Source organism: Brachybacterium alimentarium, assembly GCF_002332425.1.
Classification (GTDB): Bacteria; Actinomycetota; Actinomycetes; order Actinomycetales; family Dermabacteraceae; genus Brachybacterium; species Brachybacterium alimentarium.
Genome location: NZ_NRGS01000011.1, coordinates 13,277 through 29,571 on the forward strand (window position 1 = coordinate 13,277; position 16,295 = coordinate 29,571).

The 16,295-nt window shown below is 70.5% G+C and carries 11 protein-coding genes; 2 read left to right on the forward strand and 9 right to left on the reverse strand.

Annotated elements, in window-relative coordinates; genetic code table 11:
* Complete coding sequence (locus CIK71_RS07530) at positions 1 to 2,289, forward strand: family 78 glycoside hydrolase catalytic domain (protein ID WP_096164583.1); 2,289 nt, start codon at positions 1 to 3, stop codon at positions 2,287 to 2,289.
* Between the two features lie 303 nt (positions 2,290 to 2,592).
* Positions 2,593 to 3,927, forward strand: coding sequence for an ABC transporter substrate-binding protein (locus CIK71_RS07535; protein WP_096164584.1), 1,335 nt, complete (start codon positions 2,593 to 2,595; stop codon positions 3,925 to 3,927).
* Between the two features lie 365 nt (positions 3,928 to 4,292).
* Here CIK71_RS07535 and CIK71_RS07540 read toward each other — a convergent pair whose 3' ends face one another.
* The 9 genes from CIK71_RS07540 to CIK71_RS07580 form a co-directional block, all read right to left on the reverse strand.
* On the reverse strand, positions 4,293 to 6,113 hold the full coding sequence (locus tag CIK71_RS07540; protein WP_096164585.1) for an ABC transporter substrate-binding protein: 1,821 nt from the start codon (positions 6,111 to 6,113) through the stop codon (positions 4,293 to 4,295).
* Positions 6,110 to 6,361, reverse strand: a complete 252-nt coding sequence (locus CIK71_RS07545) for a hypothetical protein (protein ID WP_096164586.1) — start codon at positions 6,359 to 6,361, stop codon at positions 6,110 to 6,112. The genes CIK71_RS07540 and CIK71_RS07545 overlap by 4 nt, the downstream gene beginning before the upstream one ends.
* Positions 6,358 to 7,485, reverse strand: a complete 1,128-nt coding sequence (locus tag CIK71_RS07550; protein ID WP_096164587.1) for an ABC transporter ATP-binding protein — start codon at positions 7,483 to 7,485, stop codon at positions 6,358 to 6,360. The genes CIK71_RS07545 and CIK71_RS07550 overlap by 4 nt, the downstream gene beginning before the upstream one ends.
* Positions 7,478 to 8,617: an ABC transporter ATP-binding protein gene (locus tag CIK71_RS07555; RefSeq protein WP_096164588.1), complete on the reverse strand. Its 1,140-nt coding sequence runs from the start codon at positions 8,615 to 8,617 to the stop codon at positions 7,478 to 7,480. Before CIK71_RS07555 ends, CIK71_RS07550 begins: the two co-directional genes overlap by 8 nt.
* Complete coding sequence (locus CIK71_RS07560; RefSeq protein ID WP_096164589.1) at positions 8,617 to 9,534, reverse strand: ABC transporter permease; 918 nt, start codon at positions 9,532 to 9,534, stop codon at positions 8,617 to 8,619. The genes CIK71_RS07555 and CIK71_RS07560 overlap by 1 nt, the downstream gene beginning before the upstream one ends.
* Positions 9,531 to 10,631, reverse strand: coding sequence for an ABC transporter permease (locus CIK71_RS07565; RefSeq protein WP_096164590.1), 1,101 nt, complete (start codon positions 10,629 to 10,631; stop codon positions 9,531 to 9,533). The genes CIK71_RS07560 and CIK71_RS07565 overlap by 4 nt, the downstream gene beginning before the upstream one ends.
* A 214-nt stretch (positions 10,632 to 10,845) precedes the next feature.
* The gene (locus tag CIK71_RS07570) at positions 10,846 to 13,614 is read right to left on the reverse strand and encodes a glycosyl hydrolase (protein WP_096164591.1); all 2,769 of its coding nucleotides are present in this window, start codon (positions 13,612 to 13,614) and stop codon (positions 10,846 to 10,848) included.
* Between the two features lie 47 nt (positions 13,615 to 13,661).
* A complete protein-coding gene (locus tag CIK71_RS07575) occupies positions 13,662 to 14,861 on the reverse strand; it encodes a Gfo/Idh/MocA family protein (RefSeq protein WP_096164592.1) in 1,200 nt (399 codons plus the stop codon).
* Entirely contained in the window at positions 14,858 to 16,213 is a 1,356-nt protein-coding gene (locus CIK71_RS07580; protein ID WP_096164593.1) for a Gfo/Idh/MocA family protein, read from the reverse strand. The genes CIK71_RS07575 and CIK71_RS07580 overlap by 4 nt, the downstream gene beginning before the upstream one ends.
* Positions 16,214 to 16,295 lie beyond the last annotated feature (82 nt).

A 16,295-nucleotide genomic window follows, 5' to 3' on the forward strand; every position in this document is an offset into this window, starting at 1 on the left:
ATGACCACGACTGACAGCACTACCGCTGACGCCCCCGCCGCCGCACCGTTCGAGAGCGCCACGGCGATCACCGCCGATCCCACGGATGGCCGCGCCCCCGTACTGTCCACGCGCGCCGCGCTCCAGGGCCCTGCCTCGGCGATCGCCGGCGCGGAGCTCCTCGCCACCGCCCACGGCATCTACGAGGCATCGCTCAACGGCGCACGCGCCACCGACTCCGTGCTGAACCCGGGCTGGACCGTCTACGAGTCCCGCCTGCAGGTGCAGCGCTTCGACGTCACCGAGCAGGCACGCTCCGGCGGCGAGGAGATCGAGCTGTCGGTGCTCCTGGGCCGCGGCTGGTGGAACGGCGACTTCGGCTTCGGCGACGCCGCCTCCAACTACGGGGACGAGAACGCTCTCCTCGCCGCCCTGGTCATCACCTACGCGGACGGCTCCACCCAGACCGTCGCCACCGACGAGACCTGGACCGCGACCGATTCGCCGATCACCTTCGCGACGATCTACGACGGCCAGCACGAAGACCGCACGCTCGCTGCCGGCGACCCCCGCCCCGTGCGCGTCACCGAGATCGACCGGTCCACGCTGATCGAACAGGCCTCCCCGCTGATCACTCGGCACGAGACCCGTCGGCCCGAGAAGATCTGGACCTCTCCCTCCGGGAAGACGCTGCTCGACTTCGGGCAGAACCTCGTGGGCTGGCTGCGCTTCACAGTCACCGGCCCTGCGGGCACGGAGATCACCCTGCGCCACGCCGAGGTGCTCGAGCACGAGGAGCTCGGCACCCGGCCGCTGCGCGCCGCGAAGGCCACCGATCAGCTGGTGCTCTCCGGTGACGTCGACGGCGACTACTTCGAGCCGACGTTCACGTTCCACGGTTTCCGCTATGCGGAGGTGACCGGCTGGCCCGGGGAGCTCACCGCCGAGGACATCGAGGCGGTCGTCGTCCACTCCGACATTCCCCGGACCGGCTGGTTCGAGTCCTCCCATGAGGGCGTGAACCAGCTGATCAGCAACTCGATCTGGTCCCAGCGCGGCAACTTCCTCGCCGTGCCCACGGACTGCCCCCAGCGCGACGAGCGCCTGGGCTGGACGGGCGACATCGCCGCCTACGCCGCCACCGCCGCCTACCAGTTCGACGTCTCCGACTTCCTCCATAGCTGGCTCCTCGACGTACAGGCCGAGGCGAGCCTGCCGCCGCTGAGCTTCGTCCCCTTCGTCGTGCCGGACATCCTCAAGCTCCGCGTCGGCGGTGCCGACCCCTTCTCCGACGGTGACCCGAAGGAAATACCCACCGCGATCTGGGGCGATGCAGCCGTCTGGGTCGCCGAGGCCCTGTGGAACGCCTACGGGGACCTCGACCGGCTGCGCGCCGAGTACCCGGGGATGGTGCTCCACCTCGAGTCGGTCGAGCGCGCGCTGTCCCCCACGGGTCTCTGGGACCAGGGGTTCCAGTTCGCGGACTGGCTCGACCCCGACGCGCCGGCGGACTCACCCGCCGATGCGAAGGCGGACAAGGGCGTCGTGGCCACCGCCTGCCTGATCCGTTCGGCGCGTTTCGCCGCCGAGACGGCCCGTCTGCTCGGCGAGGAGGCCGACGCCACCCGCTGGCAGGACCTCGCCGATCGCACGCTCGCCGCCTTCACCGAGGCCTACGTGAGCGCCGACGGCCACATCGTCTCCGATTGCGCGACCGTGTACGCCCTCGCGATCGCCTTCGACCTGCTCGACGAGGGCACCCGACCGCGCTCCGCCGAGCGCCTCGCCGAACTCGTCCGCGAGGCGAACTACCAGGTCTCCACCGGCTTCGCCGGCACTCCCTTCGTGACCTGGGCCCTCTCCGAGACCGGCCACGTCGAGGACGCCTACCGGCTGCTCCTGGAGGACTCGAACCCCTCCTGGCTGTACCCGGTCTCGATGGGCGCCACCACTATCTGGGAGCGCTGGGACTCGATGCTGCCGGACGGCTCCATCAACCCCGGCGAGATGACAAGCTTCAACCACTACGCCCTCGGCGCCGTGGCCGACTGGATCTACCAGGTCATCCTCGGCATCCGCGCCGCCGAGCCCGGCTACCGCCGGATCCTGATCCAGCCCACCCCGGGCCCGGGCATCGACTGGGCCAAGGGCGCCTACGACTCGGTCGTCGGCCGCATCGAGGTGTCGTGGGAGTCGGCGGCCGACGGGAGCTTCGCCCTGACGGCCACGATCCCCGACGGCATCGAGGCCGACGTGGTGCTCCCCGACGGCGCCCGTCACACCGTCACTGGTGGTCGGCACAGCTTCTGAGAGGAGACGGCGGACCCTCGCCGACGGAGCCCACGGCCGCCTGCCCGACAGCACGGCACAGCAGCACGCCGCTGCACGGCAAGGCACGGCACAGCACGGCACGGCGCTCCACGGCACAGCACGCCCCGTCCCGCACCGCGGTAAGCGCTTGACCGTGGCAGTGCGTCGGGTCGAGACTGGCTCATGTCCGCCCCGGTCGGGCCCAGCCGGAAGAGCCTGAATTTCCCACGTGAGCAGAGAAGCTCTCCCCCTCGACCGTCACCGCAGTCCCACCGTCTCGCCGCCCCTGCACAGGAGATTCCGATGCTCTCTCGCCGTCACGCCCTCGCCCTCATGGCCGCCGCCGGCGCCGCTCCTGCCCTGGCCGCCTGCGGCCCGAACTCCGCCTCCAGCTCCGACAGCGGAAAGCTGCGGATCTACTGGTGGGGAGCAGATCTTCGGGCGGGGCTCACCCAAGAGGTGCTGGACATGTACTCCGAGGACCACGCGGACATCACGATCGAACCGGAGTACAGCGACTGGTCGGGATACTGGGACAAGCTCGCCACCCAGACCGCCGGCGGCAGCGCCCCGGACATCATCCAGATGGACGAGGCCTACATCGACTCCTACGGCAGCAAGGGGTCGCTGCTGGATCTGGAGAGCGTCTCGGACACGCTGGACCTCTCCGCGATGGACGACGCGATCCTCGAGACCGGACGCCTGGCCGACGGCACGCTCGTGGGAGCGCCGAACGGGTTCAACCTCTTCGCCACCGGCATGAACCCCACGCTGCTCGAGAAGGCCGACATCGCCCTGCCCGATGACACCACCTGGACCTGGGACGACTTCCTGGAGCTCTGCCAGGAGATCTCCGAGTGGGGGAAGTCCTCGGGCGAGAACCTGGTGGGAACCAGCGGGTTCGGTCTAGGTTCCGGCGATCTCGCCGCGTGGGCACGACAGTCCGACGACGAGCAGCTGTTCCCCCGCGAGGACGAGAAGATGGTCTCCAAGGACACGATCGTCTCGCTGCTGGAGTACAGCCTCAGCCTCGCCACCTCCGGCGCGGCGCTCGAGCCCGGGGCGCAGATCGAGAACAACTCGGCGAGCCTGGAGCAGGGACTGTTCGCGACGGCGGGCTGCGCCTTCCAACAGGTGCCGAGCTCGCAGATCCTTACCTTCCAGGACTCCACCGGCGACCCGCTGCAGCTGCTGCGCACCCCCGCCCGCACCAGCGGCAAGGCGAAGATGGTGAACAAGGCGTCCATGTACTGGTCCCTCAGCGCGAAGTCGGCGGTTTCCGCCGCCGCCGCAGAGCTCACGAACTTCCTGCTGAACGACAAGGGCGCCGCCGAGGTGCTGAAGATCGAGCGCGGCATCCCCGCCTTCCCCGAGCTGCAGGAGGCGGTGCGCCCGCTACTCACCGAGAACGAGCTGGTCTCCCTCGACTTCGCGCAGACCATGCAGGAGGAGGTCGTGAAGCCACCTGCGGTGACGCCCGCCAGCGGAGTCGGCTTCGGGGACGAGTACACCCGTCTGGCCGAAGAGTCGCTGTTCGGCAAGCGCACCCCTTCGGACGTGGCCGACGAGATCCTCGAGATCCTCACCGACATGCAGCCCGAGAGCCGATCCGTTCTCTTCCCTGGGCCCCGCCCTTAGGCAGGGTCACGCCTGGCCTGGCCAGGTCAGGTCAGGTCGGGCCACGCCACGCCCACGCCCACGCCCACGCCCACGCCCACGCCCACGCCCACGCCCAAGCCCAAGCCCAAGCCCTACCGGACAGTTATGAGCGTCTCACTTCCATCAGTGGAAGTGAGACGCTCATAACCGGGCAGTAGCGGCTCGCCGGGCGGTAGCGGCTACCTGGGCAGTGGTGGCTACCTGGGCAGTGGCAGCTACCCGGGCAGTAGCGGCCACCCGGGCAGTAGCGGCTCACTGGGCAGTAGCGGCCACCTGGGCAGTAGCGGCTACCTGGGCAGTGGCGGCCGGCCGGGGGGACCGACCCGGGATCGGCCCGTCCGCGATCAGCCCTCGACCGGGGTGATCTCACCGCGGAACATCTTCAGCACGACGAAGTTGTCCGCATACGGGGCGTTCTCCAGGATCGGATCGTCCTCCGCCGGGAAGCCCTGCACCCGCACGCCCTCGAGCGCGGGATTGTTCCCGTAGCGCTCGAAGATCGGGATGATCGGGAGCAGCTCGTTGAAGGCCAGCGCCGCGACGGAGACGTTCTTCTTCTGGTCCTCCACGTCCAGGCCCTCGCCCGACTTCGTCACGACCTCCTCGAGATCCACCGTCCCGGCGGAGGTCTCCACGTCCTGCAGCGGGAAGGCGTAGCCCTTGCCGCCCTGGTTCTTCGCGATCGGGATGTTGTGCACGAAGAGGTCCTGCACGAAGGAGAAGTACGGGTGGGGGTGGGCCGACGAGCCCCATGCCTCGATCGCCATCTCGAAGTCGCCCTTGTCGAGGTCGATCGGAGCCTGCTTGTCGTCCAGACCACGGGCGGTGACCGAGATGCCGAAGGCCGCGAACTCCTCGGCGACCTCCTTGCCCGCCGCCGACCAGTCGGCATAGGTCTGCGGGAACTGGATCTCGTAGGAGGCGGACTTCCCCTCCGGGGTCTTCCAGGCGTCGCCGTCCTTGGTCCAGCCCGCCTCCTCGAGCAGCGAGGTCGCCTTGTCGACGTCCTGCTCGTACTTGTCGATCTTGCCCTTGACGTCATCGGTCAGCCACTCATCGACGAAGTTGTCGGAGAAGCCGACCATGTTGGTCACGGCCACGCCGGATTCCGCCAGCGAGACCTGGCCGATGGTCGCGCGGTCGAGCAGGTGCGCGAACGCCTTGCGGGTGCGCACGTCGGCGAACTCCGGGAACCGTTCCTGATTGAGGTACAGGGCCGGCCCCGAGTACACCGGCGGGCGGAGGATGGTGTAGCCGGCCGCTTCGAAAGGCTTTTCCGAGGCCGGCGCGAAGCCGTGGGTCGCGTAGTCGATGTCCGCGGACTGCACCAGCGAGGTGATCTCGGTGGTCTCGCCGTTGTAGATGACCACGTTGTCGAAGGTGACCTTGTCGGCCCCGTAGCCGGTCTTGTTCCGCACCAGGGTGAGCTGGGTGTTGGTGATCGTGTCGTAGTCGAAGTCGTACGGACCGGAGACCACGACTTTCTCGGGCTTGAACGTCTGGAAGTCGGTGCCGAGCGCCTCGCCGTCGCCCTCGTCCATCGACCCGCCGGCATCCACGATCGCCTTGGCCCGATCCGCCCACTCGCCGTACTGGGCGGTGGGGACGATGTTGCTCTTGAGGATGAAGCGCTCGAGCACCGCGGGCGGGTCCTCGAAGCTCACCACCACGGTGGTGTCGTCCGGTGCCTCGAGCCCCGTGATGAAGTCCCAGGCCGGGGAGCGCTGGATGAACTGCACGTAGAACGTGGTCAGGTAGTCCTGGGAGGTGAGGGCCGAGCCGTCGCTCCAGGTCAGGTCCGGCTTGAGGGTCACGGTGAGCGTGCCCGCATCGGCGTCGAGCTCATGGGACTCCGCGATGAGGTACTCCCACTCCTTGTCCGCCCACAGCCACAGGGCCGACGGCGGGAGCAGCAGGTCGCGGTACGGGCCGTCGCCGAGGATGACTGTCGGCACACCGGCGTAGGGCAGGGCGGCGAAGTTGAAGTGGCCCTCCGGGGAGGGCATGTACGGCCAGGCGCCGTGGAAGTCTCCGCCGCTCCCCTCGCCGCCGCTGCCGCCGCCGCCCTCGGGCTCGGCCGGGGCGCAGGCCGCCACACCCGCTCCGGCGACGGTGGTCAGTCCCACTGCCTTGAGGACGTCTCGTCGGGTCCAGTTGCTGATCATGGGTTCTCCTTGGTCGTGACGATCGGGTCGTCGATGAGATCCGCCATCGCGTCGTTGCGCTGGCGTCGTCGGGAGCTGAGGAGTCGCGCGGCCACCGAGCCGGCGACGATGCCGATGCCGAGCACGAGCGCCAGGATGCTGACGACCCGCTCCCCGGTGCCGGCCTGGGTGAAGGGGATCATGAGCGCGGCGCCCACCCCCACGAAGCAGCCCAGGGAGAGCAGGGCCCGGGTGGCCATGTCGATCACGGGGGTCCACCTCCTCCGGGTGCGGTTCCGGCCGACGCCGCAGGCTGCGGATCGGTGACGACCATGCAGGCGACCTCCTGCGCGGAGGCCTCGGGCGCTGTGCGCAGCACGGGGATGATCTCGCGGCAGCGGTCCTCCGCGAGCGGACAGCGGGGATGGAAGGTGCAGCCGCTGGGCAGGTCGGAGAGGCTCGGGATCTCGGCGCTGAGCAGTCCGCCCGCAGCCTTCTTCTGCGCGGCCAGCTCCGGATCGGGTTCGGGGACGGCCTCCAGCAGGGCTCTGGTGTAGGGGTGCTGAGGGGAGTTGATCACCTGCGGGGTGGGCCCCACCTCGACGATCTTGCCGAGGTACATGACCGCCGTGCGCCCCTCCCAGGCGAAGTACTTCGCGAGCGCGAGGTCGTGGGTGATGTAGATGAAGCCGACGCCCTCCTCCGTGCGCAGCCTGGTGAGCATGTTCAGCAGGCTCACCCGGATCGAGACGTCGAGCATCGAGGTGGATTCGTCGGCGATCAGCAGGCGCGGGGAGAGCGTGAGACCACGGGCGACGGCCACGCGCTGGCGCTGGCCGCCGGACATCTGGTGCGGGAATTTTGCGCTGTAGCTCTCCGGCGGCGTGAGGTCCACCGTGGTGAGCAGCTCGTCGACCCGTCGGTCCACGTCGGCCGCGGTGCGAGCGAGCCCATGGCGCTTCAGCGGGATCGCGAGCGTGCTGCGCACCGAGCGGATCGGATTCAGCGAGGCGTAGGGGTCCTGGTGGATGTACTGCACGGCGCGCCGGTACTCGCGGCGCTCCGCCCGGGTCATCTCCGAGAGGTCCTTGCCCTCGAAGCGCACGGCACCGGAGGTCGGGGCGGCGAGACCCGCCGCGAGGCGCGCCGTCGTGGTCTTCCCGCTGCCGGATTCGCCCACCAGGCACAGCACCTCGCCCTCGCCGACGCTCAGGGAGACGTCCGAGACGGCGGGCAGGTCCTTGCCCTTGACGTGGAAGACCTGCGAGGCGCCGTCCAGCTCGATGAGCGGGGCCGGTGCCGGCACGGAGCCCGGTGCCGGGCGGGATGCCGAGGGCTCAGCGGGCTCAGCGGACCCAGCGGACCCAGCGGGCTCAGCGGTGGATTCACGCACGCGCGATCACCTTCCGTTCGTGATGGACCTGGTCGTGATGGATGCAGGCCGCAGCGTGCGTCATGTCCGCCGGGCGCTGCGCGAGGGTGATCAGCTCGGGCTCGCTCTGCACGCACTCCTCGGTCGCGAGCTCGCAGCGCGGGGCGAAGGCGCAGCCGGGTGGGAGGGTCGCGAGCGACGGCGGAGCGCCGGGGATCGAGGCCAGCTCCGGCAGATCGCCCGTCACCGGGGGCACGGCGTTGATGAGCTTCGAGGTGTACGGGTGCTTGGGCGCGGTGAAGATGTCCTGCGTCGATCCGGTCTCGATGACCTTGCCCGCGTACATCGTGATCACCCGATCGGCGAGCTCCGCGGCGAGCGCGAGGTCGTGCGAGATGAAGATCATCGCGAAGCCGTACTCGGCCCGCAGCTCTGCGAGCAGGTCGATCACGGTGCGCTGCGTGAGGATGTCCAGCGCCGTGGTCGGCTCGTCGAGCACCAGCAGTCGGGGGTGCAGGAGCAGGCCGGTGGCGATGAGGGCACGCTGCTTCATGCCGCCGGAGAGCTCGTGCGGGTAGCTGCCCAGCACGCGCCGCGGCTCGAGCCGCACCGAGCGCAGCGCCTCGGCCGAGCGCTCGAGGATCTCCCGTCGGCCGATCCCTCCGCGCGCGTGGTCCTTGAGGGTCTCCGCCATCTGCTGGCCGATGGTGAGCACCGGGTTGAACGCATTCTGGGCGCCCTGGAACACCATCGCGGCCTCCGACCAGCGCCACCTGCGCAGCTGCGAGGCGCTCATCGCGGTCACGTCCCGGGAGCGGCCGTCGCCGCCGGTGTAGGTCACCTCGCCGCCGGTGATCTCGCCGAGGGTGGGCAGCAGTCGCAGCAGTGCGAGGCCGAGGGTGGTCTTGCCGCAGCCGGACTCCCCGACCAGGGCGAGGGAGCTCTCCGGGTACAGGTCGAAGCTGACCCCGCGCAGGGCCCGCACGCGGGACTGCTTGCCGGTGCGGTAGGCGACCTCGAGGTCCCTCACCGAGAGGACGGGAGCCTCCTGCGGGCCGGTGTCGTCATGGCCGGGGCCGTCGGGGCCGAGGCTCTCGTGACCGAGGCCCTGCGGACCGGTCGGAGTGGACAGCGGGGGCGTGGAATCGTTCATCAGCGGTCCCTCAGTCGGGGGTTGAGGATCTCTTCGAGGGTGCGGGTCAGGAGGATCAGGCCCAGCTGGAGCAGCACGATCATCGTGACCGGGGCGATGATGTACGCCATCGCATCAGGGTTGAACATCGCCCCCTTGGTCCACGCGTCGTTGATCATGATTCCCCAGTTGCTGCCCTTCTGAGGGGCCAGGCCCAGCAGGTAGAGGCCCACCATCGCGTAGATGGCGTTGGTGACCGCGATGATGAAGTTGATGAGGATGTAGCTGGCCATGTTGGGGACGATCTCCCCGAACACGATGCGCACCCAGCCCACGTCGAGCAGCTGGGCCGCTTCGACGAACTCGCGCTCCTTGAGCGAGAGCACCTGGGCGCGGATGGAGCGCATGAGCACCGGCCAGCTGAGGATCCCGATGATCACGCCGAGCAGCATCGGGGAGTCCAGCTTGTAGAAAGCACCCACCACGGCCAGCAGCACGATCTGCGGGACGGTCATGACCACGTCGGTCAGCTGCAGCATGAGGGCGTCGAAGCGGCCGCCGAAGTAGCCGGCCAGCGACCCGATCGCCACCGCGATCACGGTGGTGATCGTCGCGGCGAGGAAGCCGACCATGAGCACGGTGGTGCCTCCGGTGACCAGGAGGTGCAGGATATCCTTGCCGCCGCCCTCCAGGCCCAGCCAGTGCGACCCGCTCGGAGCCTCCCAGGCGCGCATCGGGTCGCCGACCACCTGGGACCCGAGGACCAGCGGTCCCAGCAGGGAGACCAGCAGGATGGCGACCACCAGGCACAGGCCCACGAAGCCGGAACGGCTGCGGGTGAGCTCGCTGAGCAGACGACGCAGCGGACTGACGGCGGCCGCTCTCTCGGGGGCGGGCGCTCCAGGAGCGGAGGTGACGGGAGGGGGCGCGCCGGTCATGCCGCACCTCCCTCGCCGAGACGGATCCGTGGGTCGAGCGCGGCGTTGACGAGATCCGCGGCGAGGTTCGCGAGCACCACCGTGATCGTCACCACCAGCAGCACGCCCTGGATCGTCGGATAGTCGCGGGTGTTGATCGACTCGAACAGCAGCAGCCCGATGCCGCGATACGAGAACGTCTGCTCGACGAAGATCGCGCCGCCGACGATGAACCCTGCCTGGGTGGCGATCTGGGCGATGAGCGGGAGCAGCGCGTTGCGGCCGACGTAGTTGGTCTGGATGCGGGACTCCTTGAGCCCGCGCGCCTTGGCGACGGTCACGTAGTCCTCGCCGAGCACCTGCGTGGTCGAGGCCTTCATGATCAGCGCCCATGTGCCCACGGTGGTGAGGATGTACGTGATCATGGGCAGCGTCGCGTGATACCCGATGTCGGAGAGGAACCGCAGGGACAGCTCCGGGGTGACGCCGGGCGAGACGTTGCCGCGCATCCGGGTGTAGTCGATGACGCCCAGCTGCACGGCGCCGACCACCACGATGAGGATCGCCAGCAGGTAGTTGGGGATCGCGTGGAAACCGCTGCCGACGATGGAGACGACGTGGTCGATGATGCCGCCGCGACGGTAGGCCATGATCATGCCGAGGATCAGGCCGATCGTGATGGAGATCAGCAGGGCGAGGCCCACGCTGTAGAGCGTCCACGGGAGGTACTGGGCGATCTTGCCGGTCACCGTCACGCCGGGGGTCGCGATCGAGGTGCCCATGTCGCCGTGGAGGAGCCCGGCGAGGTAGTCGAGGTACTGCCGCCAGATCGGGGTGGCGGGGTCGAAGCGGAAGTAGTTCTGCGCCTCGGCCGCCGCCTGCTCGTAGCTCTTCCCGTACAGGGCGATCTGCTGGTTGATGTAGACGTCCACGGGGTTGCCCGGCAGCAGGCGCACCATGAGGAACACGCCGGAGGCGACCACCCAGATCACGAAGGCCGACCGCACCAGGCGCCGCAGCACGAAGGAGTGGTAGATCCTGCGCCCGAGCGGGGCTTTCGGGCGGGTGCCGGGGCGGACCCCGGGCAGGGCCTCTCCGGATGAGACATCAGCGGTCATGGCTCTCCTCGGTCGAGCGTCGGTGCTCGATCCGAAACTCTAGCCCGGACGTGACCTCCAACACAGCAGAAAACGGTCACAGTTCGATGTGTTCTGCTGATGTCGGCGCATTTCGCTCAGGATCGCTCTCCCGTGCCGGGCAGCCGAACGCGTCAGAAGGGTTCCCCCGGCAGCGGAGGAGGAGGCCTGTGCCGGCCTCTCGGAGAGCCGTCCGTCAGAGGATCCGCAGCTGCGGCACGACACCCAGGCCCGTGTCCGCCCCGTCGAGCATCCGCTCCAGCTGCTGCTGCTGGAACCGCTCGCCGTAGGCGGCGTGCGCAGCGGCGACCGTCCGCTCCGTCTCGGGATCGGCGGCCGCGGCGGGCGCGGTGGTGCCGTGCACCTGGATCCGCAGCCGGTTCTCCCCCGGCCTCAGCGCCGCGGTGAGGTCGAGGCGATAGGGCGGGCGCCAGATCACGCCGCACCGCTGGCCGTTCGCCTCGACCACGGCGATCTCCCGCACCGGCGGCTCGAGCATCGTCCGATACCCCTGGGCGCCCGGCGTCGCCGGGCGAGGAGTGCCCTCTCCCAGGTCCAGCTCCACCCGGCCGCGCAGCTGCTCCTCGGTGAGGTGCACACTCGCCTCGAACACCAGCGGGCTCAGGTCGGCGTCCGGCACGGGGCCCAGCAGATGCGGCAGCTCGACCTCCTGCGGGGCGGCGCTCCCGCGCGAGACCGTCCAGCCGCTGATCTCCACCGCCGGGGCCGCCGGGGCCGCCGACGGGACCGTGCCTGCTCGCTGTGCGTCCGTGGGGACGCCAGCCTGTCCGGCCTGCTCCGTCCTGTCGGGAACGGCCTGACCGCTCGCGACCAGCAGCAGCGCCTGGTACGGGTGCAACCTCACGGCTCCCCCGTCGGGCCCACCCTCGGCTCCGCCGTCGGATCCGCCGTCGATCGTGAGCACCATCCGTTCCTCGGTGGCGGGGTCCCACACCTCCAGGTGCTCACGGGGCTCGCGCAGACGCACCGTGAGCTCGCGGGTCGTCGGCCCGGTGTTCACCAGCAGATACAGGTCGCCGTCCTCGAGGCGTCGCCGCACCACGCCGATCTCGCCACCTGCCCCCTCGAGGGACACGGGCGGTGCGAGTGCGGCCTGCACGGCCGCCGCCAGCGGGGCCGTGCCCTCGTCGCCCTCGTCGCCCTCCGCGCCCTCGTCGGTGCCCCGCCCGGCCTGCTGGGCCGCAGCAGCCAGCAGCGAGTGGTCCACGAGCGCTGCCGCGTCGACCACATCCGCCGGGGCGGTCACGGCCACGCCTGCGGGATAGGCCGGGGAGCCGACGGACAGCACGGTGCCCCCGGCCTCCCGCGCCCGGTCCAGCCAGCCCTCCGCCGCAGCGGGCAGGCGATGCACCCGCGGCAGCACCACCAGCGGATAGGCGGCAGGATCGAGGGCGGTGAGCGCGTCGTCGTCGATCAGGTCGATGTCGTAGCCGGCGCGTCGGAGGAGCGCCGGGATCTCCTCCCCGACGTGGGCGCGGCAGGCGCGCCACAGGTCGTGGCCGCCTCGGCTCGCCGCGCGCACGTCCGCATAGGGCAGGTAGAGGGCCACGTCGGCGCCGGTCCTGCCCTCGCTCATCACCCCGGAGAGGCGTGTCAGATACGCGGTGAGCTCGGGCATCGCGGGCCACCAGGCATTGCGATCGTCCAGTGCGCCGGCGGCGTAGAAGGTCCAACCGAGTCCCGCGGCGTCGGGTGCGCTGTAGGGCCAGCCGTGGCCGACGAAGCGGGTGATGCCGAGAAGCAGGTGCTCATGGGCCTCCCCGAGCAGGTCGAGCGGGGTGGCGCGGAAGGACGGGGAGTGCACCCAGGTCCAGATCTCGCTGGAGGCCGACGCCCGATCGTCGAGATGCGCCGCCGAGGACGCCCATCGGGACTGGGTGAGCGAGGTCCACCCGGCACCTTCGCCCTCGATCAGATGGGCGCCGCGCTGCGCGCTCATCGTGATCGGCGGCTCGCCGTAGCCCTGCAGGCGGAAGCGCACCCCGTGCTCCTCGGCCCAGTCCCGGCAGACGGCCACGAAGTTCTCCTGGACGAGCTCGGACAGGGTGCGGCCGAAGTCCTCCCGGAACGTCGCGGAGCCCGGGGAGCCAGGAGAGCCAGGTGTGTCCCCAGCTGCCGGCACGTCCACCTCGAGCAGGTGCAGCAGCGGCAGCGGATCGTAGCCGCGACGGGCGCGGAAGTGCTCGGGCAGCCCGGCCGTCCAGCCGGCGTCGTACACCTCGAGGCTGTCGCTGAACACGGAGCCGAGCAGCTCGGCCGGTACGGCGCGGACGATCCGTTCGCCGACCACCGCGAGGTGGTGGCGGGCGGCGTCGGCGCTGAGATGGTCCAGCACCGGCCCCTCGGCGCCAGCGGCGGCGCGCTTGACCTGCTGGCCGGTGGTCGTGGACCACGCGATCAGCACGGTCCGCGGCCCCCGCCCCGCGGGGATCTCGAGCCGGGCCGCCTGCGAGGACGGATCGCGGTCGAGCTCCAGTGCGCGCCAGGCCGACGGCGGGACTCCGTCGCCGAGGTACGCGCCGACGATCTCGTCCCCCGGCCAGGACGGCACCAGCTCCACGGCGAGCGGAGCCGGGCCGAGGCCACGGTGCTCCCAGCGCAGGCGCCGCGACGCGTGCTCGGGCCCGATGTGGGAACCCCCGTAGCTCCAGCCGCTGCCGAGCGTCACATCGAGTCGCAGCCCCAGGTCACGGGCGGTCTCGGCGGCATGACGCAGGTGCGCCATGGCCCGGTCGGAGAGGTATTCGGGGGAATCCTGCCGCAGCGGGTAGACGAAGGAGACCTCGGCTCCGCCGAGCCCGGCGTCCGCCATCGCTCGCAGCTCGCGGTCGATCTCTGCCGCGTCGACGTCCGGCCCGAACCACCACCAGCGCATCATCGGGCGCGCCGCCGGATCCGGGGCGGTGAACAGGGTCCTTGCCTCGTCGACAGTTGAGCGGGGCATACGGGGTCTCCTCGGAGGGTGCTGGTCGATGGTCGGCGCCGCGTGCCTCAGGGCGCCGGCGGGGTCCAGACCTGGACGGCCTCCTCGTCCGCCCAGCTCACCCCGAGCTCGCTGAAGGGTCGCCCCTCGGCGAGGGACCGCCGCAGCGTCTCCTCGATGTCCTCGACCACGGGGTGCGCGGCGTCGCCCTCCCCCTGCCAGTCGACGGCCTCGGCGGGGATCGGTGCCGGATCCGGGGCGGACTGGATCGCTTCGAGCACGGCGCTGAACGCCCCGGTCGACTCGAGCGAGGAGAGCAGCCCGACGGAGCGGTCGCGCACGTGGGCGATGAGGTTCTCGAGCAGGTCGAGCCGCTGGTGGGTGAGCTCGACGGCCGCGCCGGCCGCGGCGCTCTGCGTGCGTCGGGAGACGTCGTCCGTGTAGAACAGCCGGTGGGTGCCGCTGGTCCCGACGGCCTCGATCCACGGCGGGCTCTGCGTGGGCGCCGCCGTGGTCAGTGCGCAGACCACCGCGGGCCCGTCGCCCACCGGGTCGATCCGCAGGAAGGTGGTGTCGTCGGCCTCGATGTCATGGGCCCGGCGCAGCTCCGTGGTGACCGACCTGATGTCGGAGACCTCGTGGATCCCCGCGATGACCAGGCCTGCGTGCACCGAGTGGGCGAGCGGATTGGTGGCCACGCCGTCGGCCACCCGTCGGCCGTTCAGCCGGCGCCTGCCGGCCCAGGCGGAGCGGCGGTAGTAGGCGCGATCCCGCTGCCAGGCACCGTAGACCTGCACGGTGTCGACCTGTCCGAGCGCGCCGTTCGCGACCTCGTCGGCCAGCAGATCCACACCGGCCCCGCCGCGCGCCTGGAAGCCGACCTGCACCGAGCATCCGGCAGCGCGGGCCGCGTCCTCCAGCTGCTGCAGCTCCTCCAGCGCCGGCACCGGAGGCTTCTCGAGGTACACGTCGAGCCCGGCGGCGAGCGCCTCGGTCGCGAGCGGCACGTGCGTGTCGATCGGAGTGGCGATGATGACGATCTCGGGCCGGTCCCCGGCGCTCACCGCGTCCAGCAGCTCGCCGAGCGATCGGTGGTGGATCGCCTGCAGCTCCGCCGGCGGCTCGGTGACGTCCACGACGCCGACCAGACGCGCGACGCCCTCCTTCTCGAGCCGGGCGAGGTTGCGCAGGTGCGAGGCGCCGAAGCCGTGCGTGCCGATCAGCGCGATACGGGCGGGATCGGTTGATCCGGAGGGCGCGGTGGTCATCGGGCGACCTCCACCTGCGCGTCCCGCGCGAGATCCAGGCCGAGGAACTCGGCGACGTCGACGGGGCCGCCGGTGGCGAGCGACTCGTTGCCGCAGATGCCCACGGAGATCGCACGCAGACCGTCGCGGTGGTCGGAGGGGCGGCCCAGCTCGTCCTCGGCGGGGCCCACGAACACGTCGCGCAGCAGCAGGGCGTCGCCGCCGCCGTGCCCGCCCACGCCCTCGGGGATCTCGACCTCCCGGGCCGGGGCGAAGTGGTTCTGCACCACCAGGTGCTCACCGCGCTCGCGGACCCCGGCATCGGCCGTGGAGACGGCGACGGCGCTGGGGTCCACGTGCGAGGACGACTGCCCGTCCTCCCCCTTCGCGATCACCTCGGCTAGCTCCACCACCTCGAGCTCGGCGCGACCCTTGGTGCCGTTGACCGCGACCCGGTAGCCCTCCCAGGGGCTGTGCGCGTTCAGGGCGTAGGTGAGGACCGGCCCGCCCGCGTAGTCGACGATCGCGGTGAGGTTGTCCTCGGCAGTGATGCCGGCATCGAACACCGAGCGGTCGCGCTGGTAGCCGTCGTGCTGCTCGGCCTTGAGGTAGAGCGCCTCGAGCCGTTCGTCGGAGCGCAGATCCAGCTCGAAGGGGTCGTGGGTGCCGTCGTGGGTGCCGCGCTCGGGCAGGGGTGCCTGGCCGCGGGCGTTCGCGTTCTCCTGGCCGTAGAAGCGCAGGCCGCCGCGGGCATAGACCCGGGCGGGGGTGTCGGCGATCCACCAGTTCACGAGATCGAAGTGGTGGGCGGCCTTGTGGATGAACAGGCCGCCGCTGTGGGTCTTGTCGCGGTGCCAGCGACGGAAGTAGTCCGCGCCGTGCTGGGTGTCCAGCACCCATTCGAAGTTCACGGAGACCACGTCGCCGATCTCTCCCGAGGCGATGACCTGCTTCAGCGCACTGTTGCGGGGGCTGTAGCGATAGTTGAAGGTGACCACCACGCTGCGGCCGGTGCGGTCGATCGCGTCCTGGATGGCGCGGGCCGACGGCGCATCGATGGTCAGCGGCTTCTCGACGATCACGTCGGCCCCGGCCTCGAGCGAGCGCACCACGTGCTCGGCGTGCAGACGGTCGATGCTGGTGACGATCACCCGGTCCACCTGCTGCTTGCGGATGACGTACTCGAGCTGCTCGGGTCCGGCCAGCACCACGTCGGCGAAGGCCGGGACGCGGTCGCGGTGGAACTCGCGACGGGTCGGGTTCACGTCCAGCAGGGCCACCAGCTCGGCGACATCGGCGTGCGGCCCGGCGATCGCATCGAGGTACATCTGGGCACGGTGTCCGGAACCGATCAGGGCATAGCGGGTGGGCATGTCTCTCCTGGCGATGGGGTGGAACGAGGGCGGGAACGAGCGGGAACAGAAATGATCCGGCGGCCGACGGGGCTGCAGGCCC